Source organism: Pseudomarimonas arenosa (assembly GCF_014841215.1).
Classification (GTDB): Bacteria; Pseudomonadota; Gammaproteobacteria; order Xanthomonadales; family Xanthomonadaceae; genus Pseudomarimonas; species Pseudomarimonas arenosa.
This window is the reverse complement of the sequence record NZ_JACYTR010000018.1, coordinates 66,559-79,819: the sequence shown is the minus strand read 5'-3', so window position 1 is coordinate 79,819 and position 13,261 is coordinate 66,559. Positions and strand designations below refer to the sequence as shown.

At 63.7% G+C, this 13,261-nt stretch carries 12 protein-coding genes and 1 riboswitch; of the genes, 11 read left to right on the top strand and 1 reads right to left on the bottom strand.

Translation table 11 applies throughout. From position 1 onward, the window contains the following. Positions 1–356: 356 nt before the first annotated feature. Positions 357–1,634, top strand: a complete 1,278-nt coding sequence (locus IFO71_RS10755; protein ID WP_192029635.1) for a right-handed parallel beta-helix repeat-containing protein — start codon at positions 357–359, stop codon at positions 1,632–1,634. A 19-nt stretch (positions 1,635–1,653) separates the two neighbouring features. On the opposite strand, the gene IFO71_RS10750 is transcribed toward IFO71_RS10755, so the two are convergent. Beyond that, positions 1,654–3,642 carry a PAS domain-containing sensor histidine kinase gene (locus IFO71_RS10750; RefSeq protein ID WP_192029634.1) on the bottom strand — a complete coding sequence of 663 codons (1,989 nt, stop codon included), beginning with the start codon at positions 3,640–3,642 and terminating at the stop codon, positions 1,654–1,656. A gap of 537 nt (positions 3,643–4,179) precedes the next feature. On the opposite strand from IFO71_RS10750, the gene IFO71_RS10745 reads away from it, so the two are divergent. The 10 genes from IFO71_RS10745 to cdd all read left to right on the top strand — a co-directional run bounded on the left by IFO71_RS10745 (position 4,180) and on the right by cdd (position 13,225). Continuing rightward, the gene (locus tag IFO71_RS10745) at positions 4,180–5,115 is read left to right on the top strand and encodes a response regulator (protein WP_192029633.1); all 936 of its coding nucleotides are present in this window, start codon (positions 4,180–4,182) and stop codon (positions 5,113–5,115) included. Positions 5,116–5,230: 115 nt separating this feature from the next. Then, positions 5,231–5,401: riboswitch (molybdenum cofactor riboswitch) on the top strand. After that, positions 5,390–6,382: a GTP 3',8-cyclase MoaA gene (gene moaA / locus IFO71_RS10740; protein ID WP_192029632.1), complete on the top strand. Its 993-nt coding sequence runs from the start codon at positions 5,390–5,392 to the stop codon at positions 6,380–6,382. (Overlaps the previous riboswitch by 12 nt.) Before the next feature lie 48 nt (positions 6,383–6,430). Next, positions 6,431–6,652, top strand: coding sequence for a hypothetical protein (locus tag IFO71_RS10735; protein WP_192029631.1), 222 nt, complete (start codon positions 6,431–6,433; stop codon positions 6,650–6,652). An 84-nt stretch (positions 6,653–6,736) separates the two neighbouring features. Beyond that, positions 6,737–7,099: a FeoA family protein gene (locus IFO71_RS10730; protein ID WP_192029630.1), complete on the top strand. Its 363-nt coding sequence runs from the start codon at positions 6,737–6,739 to the stop codon at positions 7,097–7,099. Position 7,100: 1 nt separating this feature from the next. Beyond that, entirely contained in the window at positions 7,101–8,975 is a 1,875-nt protein-coding gene (gene feoB / locus IFO71_RS10725; RefSeq protein ID WP_192029629.1) for a ferrous iron transport protein B, read from the top strand. Beyond that, entirely contained in the window at positions 8,975–9,175 is a 201-nt protein-coding gene (locus tag IFO71_RS10720; protein ID WP_192029628.1) for a hypothetical protein, read from the top strand. The genes feoB and IFO71_RS10720 overlap by 1 nt, the downstream gene beginning before the upstream one ends. Positions 9,176–9,347: 172 nt before the next feature. Next, positions 9,348–10,250 (top strand): ubiquinone anaerobic biosynthesis accessory factor UbiT, encoded by a 903-nt coding sequence (ubiT, locus tag IFO71_RS10715; protein ID WP_192029627.1) that lies wholly within the window; start codon positions 9,348–9,350, stop codon positions 10,248–10,250. A 20-nt stretch (positions 10,251–10,270) separates the two neighbouring features. Further along, on the top strand, positions 10,271–11,302 hold the full coding sequence (gene nadA, locus IFO71_RS10710) for a quinolinate synthase NadA (protein WP_192029626.1): 1,032 nt from the start codon (positions 10,271–10,273) through the stop codon (positions 11,300–11,302). Beyond that, positions 11,299–12,780, top strand: coding sequence for an L-aspartate oxidase (locus IFO71_RS10705; RefSeq protein ID WP_192029625.1), 1,482 nt, complete (start codon positions 11,299–11,301; stop codon positions 12,778–12,780). The genes nadA and IFO71_RS10705 overlap by 4 nt, the downstream gene beginning before the upstream one ends. 37 nt (positions 12,781–12,817) lie before the next feature. After that, positions 12,818–13,225: a cytidine deaminase gene (cdd, locus tag IFO71_RS10700; protein ID WP_232371333.1), complete on the top strand. Its 408-nt coding sequence runs from the start codon at positions 12,818–12,820 to the stop codon at positions 13,223–13,225. The last annotated feature ends 36 nt before the right edge of the window (positions 13,226–13,261 follow it).

Below are 13,261 nucleotides of genomic sequence, written 5' to 3'. Positions count from 1 at the left end.
GCGCCGATTGCCGCGTTGCTTCTCGCCCAAGTGGGCCCACCACTTGGGCTCGTCGCGCCTTGCACTCGACGCAAAGTCCTCGGTGATCATCCGCGCCCCCTCATGAAATATCCGGGCTAGCCCAAACCTTTCCACAGCATGCTGTTTCACCTGGATTGATCGCCACGACGTTCTGTGGTTGGCGCGATCGCGCTCAGCGCGTACCCTGCCGGTCATTCCTCCACCATTGATGCGGGGCCGAGTCAATCCGCTCCGACCGACAGATCGTGCTGAAACCTTGTTCGTTGCTTCATGCCGTGCTTGTCGCGGCGCTTGCGCTTCTGGCCATGCCCGCCAGGGCTGGGGGTCTCGCCCTGATGTGCGAGGCCCAGACGCCGTCGAAGTGCTTGTATGCCTCGCCCGCCGGCAGCGGCAATGGCAGCGCGGCCGCGCCCGGATCACTCGCTTCGGTGCTCGCGCAGGCCAGTGCCGGTGATTTCGTCTATCTGCTGGCCGGCACCTACAGCGACATCGTCGATATGGGTGGAACGCGCGCCATCATCAACCTCGAGAAGGACGCGCCGCGCGCCCATCCCCTGCCTACCGCCGAGGCGCCCCTGGTGATCAAGGGCTACCCCGGGCATGTCGTTGTCCTGCAGGGCGATTTCAGCTCGACCTGTGTGCTGATCGATCGCCGTGCGCACTACCGATTTGAAGATTTCGCCATTCGCGATTGTCTGAATCACGCCATCCAGCTAGGCCTGGATCTACCGATGTCGCACATCGCGTTTCGCAACATCGAAATCAGCCAAGTGCGCTATGTCGACAACGCCGGCTTTCTCACTATTGACGGCTACTCGGACGTCGTGATCGACAACCTCAATTTTCACGACTACGAAACTGGCAACCCCGCAGGCACCGGCTATTACCTGAAACTGTTTCGGGCCCGCAACATCACCGTGCAGGCCAGTCGCTTCCATGGTGCGGGCGGCGGCATCTACTACAAGCACGGCGAGAACAGCGCCGGCCTGGGCGGATACACGCGCATTGTTGGCAATCATTTCTACAACCTCAGCTCCGGCCGGGGCATCGCCCTGAACCAGAATCGTGCCGAGGTGATCGGAAATCTGCTCGAAGAGGCGGATATTGGCTTGCACTTTGAGGACGGCACGCTGGGCCCGTTCACCCAGCAGCCGCGAATCGCCTATAACACCCTGATTGGTGGCAGCATCACGCTGAACGAAGGCAGCGACAGCTACATCCCTGGCACCCCGTTGGGCGTGTTCGACGCGGTGGTTGAACGCAACTTGCTGTACGGCTCCGGTTACTCCATCTGGCACTACGGATCCGACAGTCAGCATGCGCTCGGCGTCGGCCTGAACTCGAACAATAATTGCTTCTTTCGTGAGAGCAATGACCCATTCATCAGCTACTTCGGTGCCGGCCAGCCCTGGGGTACTGCGGGCGCTTTGTACCGCTTCAGCGACTGGCAGGCGCAGGGTTTCGATACTGCATCGATATTTGCCGACCCCGAGCTCGACAGTGTCTATCGCCCGTCGCCCAGTTCTGCCTGTCGCTCGATGGGGCATACAGCCTTGCGGTCATGCGGTGGCGGCCCCGACACCCCTTTTTGTGACGGCTTCGAGTTGCCCTGACCGGCGGCGCGGGGCTGCGTCAGTGCCGCACTTGTTGACCTGGCCTTTCGGCAGATGGTGGCGAAAGCGGCAGCTGCAATAGGAATCTGGCACCGTTCGCGCATTCCTCCAGGTACAGATCGCCACCGTGCAGGCGCGCAATGCCGCGCGCAATCGGCAGCCCCAATCCAGCGCCGCCGGCGCCGGTCTTGGTGATCGAACTCTGGGTGAACTTGTCGAAGATCTTCTCGCGTTCGTTGTCGGGCACGCCTGGTCCCTGATCACTGATCCGCAGCGCCCAGCCGCGATCGTTGCCATCCAGGCGGATACTCAACTCAGAATCCGCCGGAGCAAACTTGCAGGCGTTCGAGAGCAGATTCCGAACCGCCTGTGCGATCCGCGCTGGATCACAAACCAGCTCGGCTCGCTCAGGCAGCGATATCTGCAGCCGAAGCTGCCGCTCACGCACAGTGGCACCGAACTCGTCGAGCACGCCATTTACCACCTCGACCAGATCTGACTCCAGCGGCTCGATGGCGAAGCGCTCGGCTTCGATACGCGCCGAATCGAGCAGATCGTTGACCAGTCGCAGCAGGTTCCCACCGCTGGCGCTGATACGCTGCAGGAAGTTGCGCCGATCGTCCGCACTCAGGTAGTCGTCGTCTTCCAGCGACAACTTGGCGAAGCCCAGAATGCTGTGCAGCGGGGTGCGGAGTTCGTGAGAGATGTTGGCCAGAAATTCGCTCTTTGCCCGTGAGGCAGCCTCCGCATGCTCCTTTGCATCGAGCAACTCATGCGTGCGCGCGGCCACCAGATTCTCAAGTTCCGTGTTAAGAATCTTGAGTTCCATGTCGGCCTCGACCCGGCCGGTGACGTCGCGATCCATGCCGACCAGCCGGATCACCTCGCCATGATCATCCCGCTCGGCGAAGGCGTTTGATTCAACAAAGCGAATCAAGCTGGGTTGAAATCGCCGGATGCGGTAAATGAAGCCCAGTGTTTCGCGACCGTTCTGTGCTTCGCTGAAGCGCTGATTCATGCGCGCCCGATCGTCCGGGTGAATGCACTGCAGCCAGCTGTTCGGACTGCCGTCGAAATCGCCGCCGCCACCCGACTGGCCGTGGATCACATACATCTGCGGGTCCCATACCACCCGTCCGGTGCGCAGATCAAACTCCCAGATGCCGTAACCGGTGCCGCGCACGGCCAGTTCCAGACGTCGACGCAAGCGACGCAGATGACCGTTGCTCTCCTCCAGCGCCCGCGCCAGCTCATGGTGCTCATCAATATCGCGCACCGTCATTGCCAGTTCGGTTATGCCGGCGTGACCGGCCACCGCCTTGACGATGATCTCGGCGGCAAATTCCGTCTCATCCCGGCGCATCAAGCGCATTCGCACACGCTGCGGTTGCTGCTCGCTGGCTGCCACCTGGCTCAACCAGGCAAGAAACTTGGCGCGGTGGGCAGGTGCCACAATGCGATCAATCGACTGCGGGCCCTGCCCAGCGAAATCGAGATTCAGCATGCGCGCGCAGATCGGATTGCCGGCCAGCAGACGCCCCTCCAGATCACAGCGGAGCCAGGCATCGGCAGTCATCGCAGCAAAGGCCGCTTCCTCTTCACTCGTCAACGGCACTGAACGTCGCGTTTCCGCTGATTGCGTGGGCGAATAGGTAAGCGCCAGTCCACAGATCTGTCCCTTGGCGTCGCGCACTGGGCTTCGGGTAACCTGACAGTCGACACGGCGACCGGTTTGCTGATCGGATACTTGCTCGATGCCGCGTTGCGTCGCGCCACCATGCAAGGCCTTGCGATCAGCGTTGCGCGCCGACTCCGCCGCCTCTGCGCTCAGCCAAGCGTAGTCCTCCTGTTTCGCCGACTGTGGCTGAATGCCGGTCAGCCGCTGAAACTCGGTGTTGACATGGAACAACTCGCCGCTCATGCCGCGCAGGCAGGTGGCAATGGGCAAGGACTCGGTCAGGCTACGCATCGAGTCCAGGCAAGGCGACCAATCGGGTGGCGGGTCCATCAGTTGCCTGCGATCCTGTGCCGACTCATCCGCAGCATGGGCGACCTCAGTCTCCGGCCTCAACCTTCCCCAACGCCATGCCATGCCAGCGGCTCCTTGTCCCTGCCGTACCCGCCTCGCTACTGCCTACCAAGTGTGGCCGCTCAGCACCGTCTTGACAGCCCATATGATGACAATGATGATTCTGTTTAAATCTAACAGGCTTTGAGCGATTGTGCTGCCCTACGATCTAGGATGTCGGCCCCCGCCTCTTGACCCGCGACCCAGGAACCTCGCTTGGCGAGGCCCCTGGGCAGGACAGGATCGGCTCGCCAGCCCCTCCGGGACCCTCCCCGAACTTCAGCGAGAGAGTTCCGGGACACCAGCCGGCGCGCGAAATTCCGTGCGCATCGATCTCTACTTGCACGAGTGCACCCTGCCATCGCCCGCCTGCGCCCTGATCCTCCCCCACCCTGCGCAGCAACGCAACCGTGCGTTAGGTGCCGCGGCGCCATCAGGTCGCCGTCTTCACTCCCCTGCCCGACCGGAACTGCTCGCATGAATGCCATCCACACCCTGGTCCCACCGTCAGAATCGCCCGCCCGGCTGTTGCTGGTCGACGATGAAACCGACAACCTGGACCTGCTTGAGCGCATGTTCGCACGCCAGCCAGTGGAACTCTGGCGCGCATTGAATGGCGAACAGGCGCTGCTGCAACTCGATTCGGATCTGTGTTTCGACGCCGTCTTGCTGGACCGCATGATGCCAGGACTCGATGGCCTTGAAGTACTGCGCCGACTGAAAGCCGATCCGCGGCATACGCACCTACCGATCATTCTTCAGACAGCGGCCGGCAATGCCAAGCAGGTGATCGAAGGACTGGAAGCGGGCGCCTACTACTACTTGGTGAAGCCGTTTGAACGAGCGCAATTGTTTCCGATCGTGCGAGGTGCGGTGGAGAGCTACCGCCATCTGCGTGAGCTCGACCAGGCATTGTCGGGCGTCAACCCGCTCGGCTTGATCGAGCAAGGGCGTTTCCGCCTGCGAACGCCAGCCGAGGCCAATGAACTGGTGCGTTGGCTGGCGCGGGCGGGCGGTGACCCCGGCCCCGTGGCATTTGGCCTGCAGGCGTTGATTTCCAACGCCATCGAACATGGCAATCTGGAAATCGGCTACCAGGCCAAACGCAAGGCCTTGATCGAGGGCGCCTGGCCGGCACTGCTGGCAAGCCGCCTCGATGACCCGCGCTATCGTCAGCGCTCCGTGTTGGTTGAGCTTGAGCGCAATGCCGGACAGGTCTGCTATCGAATCAGCGACGAGGGCAGCGGCTTTGACTACCAGCAGTATCTGCGTCCGCGCGGCGAGCGTCTGATTGACCCCAACGGGCGCGGCATCTTGGTCGCCCGCGATCTGAGTTTCGATTCGCTGCATTACAACGAGGCAGGTAACCAGGTCGAAGCCCGGGTAGATGTCGGTGGCTGGGAGGAGCTTTAGGGAAAGTCTGATCAACAACTCATGTTGTCGATCGCTGCGGTGCACCAACGGAAGGCTGACGACGCGAGGCAGGAAGTTGCCGGCCATCTGTGGCACCCTAGTGGCAAGTCGCAACAAAGCTGCGATGCTCCCAGCCTGCTGAGCTTCATGTGCCGTTGGCAACGGCACGCAAGGGCAACAGGCCGCGGTCACTCGTCGCTCATGGTGAGCGCTGGGTTGATCGCCAGGGCCAGGCGGGAAACGGCCTGGTCTCCCGACCTTGGAAAGGAGCCCGATGACTGCCATTGCCAGCCCTTTGATCGATCGCTTCGGTCGACGATTCCCGTACCTGCGGCTATCGCTGACCGAGGCCTGCAACTTCAAGTGCAGCTATTGCTTGCCCGATGGCTATCAGCGCTGCGGCTCGCACGATTTCCTGCGCCTGGATGAAATCCGCCGCCTGCTGCTGGCCTTCTCGGCGGTGGGTTTGAAAAAGGTGCGCCTGACCGGCGGCGAGCCCAGCTTGCGTCGCGATCTAACCGACATCATTGCCGAAGTCGCAGCGGTGCCCGGCATTGAGAAGATAGCCATGACCACCAATGGCTGTGTGCTGCACAAACGCGCTACAGACTGGCGTGCAGCCGGCCTGACCGCACTTAACATCAGCCTTGATAGCCTTGATTGCCAGCGTTTCGAGGCAATCACCGGTTATCGCCACCACGCGCAACTACTCAAGAGCATCGAAGATTGCCTGTCGCTGGGTTTCTCCTCGGTGAAACTCAATGCTGTACTGCTGCGCGACCTGAACGATCAAGAGTTGCCAAGCTGGCTCGAGTACCTGCGCGACCGCCCGATCGGACTGCGCTTTATCGAGTTGATGCAGACCGGCGAGAACCGCGAATACTTCCAACGCCATCACCTGTCCGCCGAGGCGATTGAGCGGCCATTGCAGGAAGCCGGCTGGCAGCTGCAGCCGCGCGCTGCCGACGCCGGCCCGGCGCGCGAGTATGCCCACCCCGACTACGCGGGCCGGATCGGCATCATCGCGCCCTACTCCAAGGATTTCTGTGCCGGCTGCAATCGCCTGCGGGTCACCGCCCGCGGCGACCTGCGGCTATGCCTGTTCGGCGAGTTCGGCATCGCACTGCGCCCCTTGTTGCAGGACGACGCCGACCGCGAGCAGCTGATTGGCCGACTCAGCGGCCAACTGGCACTCAAGACCGCCGGCCACGGCCTGCATGAAGGCAATACCGGGATTACCCCGCACCTGGCGTCGGTGGGCGGCTGATGCGTTTCTGATATGTTGCCCCGTAAGGGCAACTGATGGCGGCCTCGAGTGAGCCACCTGCAGGAGGTTCGTGTGCATATCGGCGACAAGATTGCGACAGGAATCTTCTGGGCTCTGGGGGGCACCGTGGCGCTGGTTCCTGCCAGCTTCGCAATCTATATCGGGTTCAAGTTCGGCCCCTTTTGGCTAGGACTGTGCGGTTTGGTCGTGTTCTTCGTAGCCGCTCTTGGTTTCCGCGAGTGCTACCGCGCATTCGTCCGCAAGGACTAGCTTCGGGCGCAACTCATGCGTGGCACTATATGCGAACGATTCGCATTGTCATAGAATGCAGGCATCGTACTCTCGTTGCCGCGCATGCAAAGCCTCGAACGCTCATCGCTAGCTGACGCCCCACTCGCCGAGGACATCGCCCTGGCAGGTGCTGCCGTCGCCGTCTCACCGACCGATGCCAAGCTGTGCGGATTGAATGAACTCGAACGCGATCAGCGTGCGGTAATAGAGCACATCAAGATGCCCGAGCTGCCGCATGGCCACGGTCGCGCCCTGGTGTTGCGCCTGTTGGAGCTCGGCTTTGTGCCGGGCGAACAGGTGCGGATCATCGCCACCGGCCCGGGCGGGCGTGAGCCGATTGCGGTGCGCGTAGCCGGTACTACCTTCGCACTTCGCTTGCACGAAGCCGAACACATTCGCGTGCGCGCGCTGCGCGAATCGAGCTGAGATGAGCGCTACCCTGAGCCAGGAGCCGCTGGTTGCCCTGCTGGGCACCCCGAACTGCGGCAAGACCGCCCTGTTCAATCTGCTCACCGGCAGCCGCCAGAAGGTGGCCAACTATGCCGGCGTCACCGTCGAACGCAAGGAAGGCAGCGTGCCCCTGCCCTCGGGCCGGCGCCTGCGCCTGCTCGACCTGCCCGGCGCCTACAGCCTTAACGCCGAAAGCGAAGACGAAGTCGTCACTCGCGGCGTATTGCTCGGCGACGTCGAGGGTGAGCGTGTACCCGACCTGCTGGTCTGCGTCTGCGATGCCACCCAGCTGCAACTTAACCTGCGCCTGGTGCTGGAGCTGAAAAAGCTCGGTCAACCGATGCTGCTGGCGCTGAATATGAGCGATCTGGCCGAAAAGCAGCGCATCGCGGTCGACTTGCAGCGCCTGTCCGAGTTGCTCGGAATACCGGTCGTGCGCACCGTGGGTGTGCGACGTGGCGGCGCTAACGAACTGCTGCAACAGCTCGATGCCGCCGGATTGACGGCTGGCCCGCGAGCGCCGGCCAAATGGTCGCCCTCCAGCCTGGACGACATTGTCGACACCCACAAGCAAGTTCGTCATCTGCTGGAACAAGTAGTTCAGTCGCCCTCGCTCGATCGCCGCTGGGACGAACCTTTCGACCGCCTGCTGCTGCATCCAGTTGCCGGTCTGGCCATCCTGGCAGCGGTGCTGTTCTGCATGTTCCAGGCGGTATTCATCGGGGCCGAGGCGCCGATGGGCTGGATCGAAGACGGCGCGACCTGGGTCGGCGAATGGATCGGGGCGGCCATGGCCGATGGTCCGTTGCGCAGTCTGCTGGTGGACGGCATCATTGCCGGGGTTGGCGGCGTGCTGGTGTTCCTGCCGCAGATCCTGATCCTGTTCGCCTTTATTCTGGCGCTGGAAGATTCGGGTTATCTGCCGCGTGCGGCCTTTCTGCTCGACCGCTTTATGGGCAAGGTCGGTTTGTCGGGCCGCAGTTTCATTCCCCTGCTGTCGAGCTTCGCCTGCGCCATTCCCGGCATCATGGCCACCCGCACCATTCCGAATAGACACGATCGACTGGTCACCATCCTGATTGCACCGCTGATGACCTGTTCGGCGCGGTTGCCAGTCTATGCCCTGCTGATTGCCGCCTTTATTCCGACGCAAACCGTGGGCGGAGTGTTCAGCCTGCAGGGTCTGGTTCTGTTCGGCCTGTATCTGTTCGGCGTGCTCGGCGCTATCGTGGTTGCCTTCGTCCTGAACAAGCTGTTTGGTCGCAATGAGCATCATCCGCTGCTACTTGAGCTGCCAGCCTGGAAGCTGCCCAATTGGCGCAATCTCAGCCTTGGACTGTACGAGCGCGCCAAGATCTTTCTGCGTCGGGTGGGTGGCATCATCCTGACCATGACCATCGTGATCTGGGCGCTATCGAGTTATCCGCTCGGCGCCGATGGCAAGCCGCTGCCCATCACCGAGAGTTTCGCCGGCATGCTGGGCAAGTGGATCCAGCCGATCTTTGCCCCGCTCGGCTTCGACTGGCAGATCTGTATCGCCCTGGTGCCCGGCATGGCTGCACGTGAAGTCGCGGTCGGCGCCTTGGGAACGGTCTATGCGCTGTCGGCCGAAGGCGATGCGGTGGAAGCTGCCCTGATTCCGATTCTGGCCCAACAATGGTCGATCGCCAGCGCCCTGGCCCTGCTGGCCTGGTTCGTATTTGCGCCGCAGTGCATTTCCACCATTGCCATCGTCAAGCGCGAAACGCAGAGCTGGAAAACCGCCTTGGGCATGACCGGCTACCTGTTTGCCCTGGCCTGGCTGGCCGGCGCGGCCACGTATCAGATCGCCGTCTGGGCGGGACTAGGCTGATGGAAGGTCTGCTGGTCAGCCTGATCGTGCTCGCCGCCCTGACCTCACTTGGCCGGCATGCCTGGCGCTGGCTGCAGCCCCTGCTGCACACGGCACCGGCGACCGGCAGCATGGGTTCGGTGGCCTGCACCGGTTGCCCGCAGCGCGCGACCTGCAGCAGCAGCTCGCGCTCCATCCCAGTGCGAGTGCAGGACCGCTGACAGCGGAGTGGCCTCGGCAAGAGTCGCGTGCACGCACAAGCAAGCCTCCACAAGCTTACCTTTTCGCCGCAAATGGCAGCCGTAGACTGAACAGCTGACTTAGATCAGCGACGACCGCCCTTTCGGGCGGCAGACTCGACCAGCCGCTGCGCTTGTGCCGGCTTGCTGGGAGATGGCTCTGACCTCCGCCACTGGTTACCTTCCGCTCGGCGTGCGCTGGCTGCGTTGGCCGATCGATCTCACCGATGCCGCGATGCGTCGCCTGTTGTGTCTGCGCACGCGATTGGTGGCGCCGATTCGCTACGCACGACGGTGTCGCGGCCTGAACGCGCGCGATGCAACGCGCGAAGCGCTGATGCGAAGGCGTGCGGCCCTCGATGCGCAAGCTCTCGGTCTGGCTGCCGACCAGGCCGAGGCACTGCTCAATCTCAGTCTGCAAGTCTGCCGCGCGCCGGCCACCGACAAGGAGTGTGTTGTGTCCGAACACCCGGTTTCCACCTTTCACCGTCTGCGCGACCGACTGCTGGCGCGCCTTCCACCACCGACGCGTTGGGCGCCGCTGCTGGCCCGCCTGCCGCGGCCCTGGCTCGATCAGCTCAGTCAACCGCTGTTGCAACGGGCGATGGCGGCATCCTTGTCCGGTCAGGGTCTGCAAGCCATCGAAGGGCGCTGGTTGGCAATCGAGGCCGAGGATCTGAGCTGGCGCATCGTGGTACGGGTACGCAATTCGCGCATCGAGCTGCTGCCCAGCGATCAGCCGGCCGAGGCATCGGTACGCGGCAGTGTCACCGACCTGTTGCTGCTGGCCAGTCGGCTGGAAGATGCCGATACCCTGTTCTTTCAGCGCCGCCTGCAATTAACCGGCAATGTCGAACTCGGATTGTGCGCGCGCAATCTGCTTGATCAGTTGCGCTGGGAGGACATTCCGCTGTCCCTGCGCATTCCGCTCAACCGCCTGGCCCGGCTCGCCCGCCGCGCCCGTGATGCGCATCGCCAGCGGCTAGCCGCGCAACACGACGCCGCAGCCCATCCAACGGCTTCAGATCAGCTCTGCAACGATCCGACCCAACCATGAATCAGCGGCAGCCAAGTGGAATGTGTAGTGACATCAGCGTTGACGAATTCAAGCCGCGCCCCGACGTTGCCCTGAACGCCCTGTACGAGCCCTTGCGGCACACCCTCGAGCGCAGTTCCGCCTGCCTGGAATGGGAGCTGCAGCTACCCTGGATCGATGCCATTCAACGCCTGAAGCAGCATCGTCGAGCGCTGATCCTGGCGCATACCTACCAGGCGCCGGAGATCTTTCACGGTGTGGCCGATATCACCGGCGATTCGCTTGCCCTGGCCCAGGCGGCAGCCAGCGCCGAGGCGGAACTGATTGTGTTGTGCGGTGTGTACTTCATGGCTGAAACGGCGAAGATTCTGGCGCCGGGCAAGCGCGTCTTGATTGCCGATGCCTTGGCCGGCTGCTCGCTGGCCGATGCGATCAGCGCCGAAGATGTGCGCCAGTTGCGTCGCCAGCATCCCGGTGTGCCGGTGGTGAGCTATGTCAATACCAGTGCCGCGGTAAAGGCCGAATCGGATGCCTGCTGTACGTCGGCCAATGCCGTGCAGGTGGTGGAATCGATGGGCACGCAACGGGTGATCTTCGTGCCCGATCGCTATCTGGGCAGCCATGTTGCCGCCCACACCGAGGTCGAACTGATTCTGTGGCCGGGCAGCTGCGAAGTGCATGAGCGCTTCACCGCCCGGCAGGTGAGAGAGGCCCGACGACAGCCGGACACCCGCGTGCTGGCCCACCCGGAATGCCGTCCCGAAGTGTTGCAGGAAGCCGATTTCGTCGGCTCAACCCATGCCATGGCCCAGTGGTTGGCGCGCGAACGTCCGGCCGAAGTGGCGCTGATCACCGAGTGCGCCATGTCAGACAACCTGCGTGCGCAGTTTCCCGAGGTGCGCTTCGCCTCCACCTGTCAGCTCTGCCCGCATATGAAACGCATCACCCTGCCGGGCATCCATCACTGCCTGCTCTCGCTGGAGCATGAAGTTAAACTGGATGAGGCCGTCAGCGCCGCAGCACGCCGGGCATTGCAGGCCATGCTCAAGGTCGGCCGCCCAACCCGGCCATGAGCGCACCCCCTTTGGTGATCATCGGCGCTGGCATGGCCGGCCTGTGCACGGCGCTGGCAGCCGCGCCACGTCGCATCCTGCTGATCAGTCGCGGCCCCGGCCCGCTCGACTGCGCCTCGGCCTTGGCCCAGGGCGGAATTGCCGCGGCACTGGCCGCCCCCGACTCGCCGCAACAACACGCGGCCGACACCCTGGCCGCCGGTGCCGGCGTCAATCATGTCGACGCCGTGCGTCTGCTCACCGAGGGGGCTGCGGCAGCGATCGGTTGGCTGTGCCAACAGGGGCTGCAGTTCGACCTCGGCCCGGACGGCCCGCATCTGGCTCACGAGGGCGGCCACCGCTACGCCCGAGTTCTACATGCTGGCGGCGATGCCAGCGGCCTGCGCTTGATCGAGGCGCTCAGTGCGGCAGCGCAACGCGCCGACCACATCGAATGGATCAGTGACTGCGAATGCCTCGGCTGGCGTAGCGGGGCGCACGGCATCAGCGCCGTGCGGCTGCGCGCCGGTGGCGCCGAGTTCGAACAGGCCTGCGATGATCTGGTGCTGGCCTCGGGCAGCCTGGTGGGCAGCTTTGCCCATAGCACGCACCCTCCGGATTCGGAGGGCGCGCTGCTCGCCTTGGCACTGCACAGCGGCGCCCAGGCACGCGATCTTCACTACCTGCAGTTTCACCCCACGTCCCTGGCTCATCGATTGCCGGATGGCCGCATGGCCCTGGTGACCGAGGCCCTGCGCGGGCGCGGCGCCTGCCTGCGTGATGCGGACGGACGCCGACTGATGGCCGGGCTGCACCCGATGGGCGATCTGGCACCCCGCGACATCGTTGCCCGGCGGGTTGCGCGGACTGTCGAAACCGGTGGTTCAGTCTGGCTGCATGCCGAACACTTGTCGATCGATTGGCCGCTGGAGTTTCCGGCGGTGTGGTTGTTGTGCCAGTCGGCCGGTGTCAATCCCGCTCAACAGCCCATTCCTGTGCAGCCAGCCGCGCACTACCACATGGGTGGCCTGGCCACCGATCTCAGCGGCCGCAGTTCCCTGCCCGGCCTGTATGCAGTCGGCGAGGTGGCCTGCACGGGCGTGCACGGCGCTAATCGTCTGGCCAGCAATTCCCTGCTGGAGGCGGTGGTGTTCGGCACCCGGCTGGGCCGACGGCTGGCGACCGAATCGACTTCGATGCGCCCCCCTCAACAAGCTGTGACGCCCTCCGCCTGGCATCTGCTCGAACCGGCGCTGGCGCCTGCACTGGATCAGCGCCTGCGTGGGCTCAGCGAGGCCGCACTCGGGCCGCTGCGCCGCCCTGAACGCCTGCTGCAGGCCACACAGGAAGTGCGCTCGCTCAGTGCGCAGCATCGGCATTGGCGCCTTGACCTGCTGGCGGCACTTTTGCAATCGGCCTTGAACGATCCGATCAGTCGCGGCGCGCACTATTGGGATATTGACTCCGACGACTTGCGCCGGGCCGCTGCACAAGGATAAGTTCTGCAGCCGGGCCCCGGCCCACGTGGACATGGCCATGAAGGATTTGCTACTCGCCGCGCAGCACGCGGCACGCCACGCCTACGCACCCTATTCGCACTTCAAGGTCGGCGCCGCCGTACGCACCGCCAGCGGTCGGGTGTTCAGTGGCTGCAATGTCGAAAATGCCGCCTACCCGCTCGGACACTGCGCCGAGCGCTCCGCCATCGCTGCCGCCGTCGGCGAGGAAGGCGGCGCCTGCCAGATCATCGAAGTGGCCGTGCATGCCGAAGACGAACTAGGCGTCGCTCAGCCGGCACCGCCCTGCGGCGCCTGCCGCCAATGCATCCACGAACTCGGTGCGAAGGCCAGGGTGCACTTCCTCAGCCCCAATGGTGAACAGGTCACCCAGGGCATCGAGGACTTGCTGCCGTTCGCGTTCAAGCTAAGGCGCGCAGCGACGTAGTCGCTGTGAAGCGCCCGCGCGTACGGGCATGCCTGC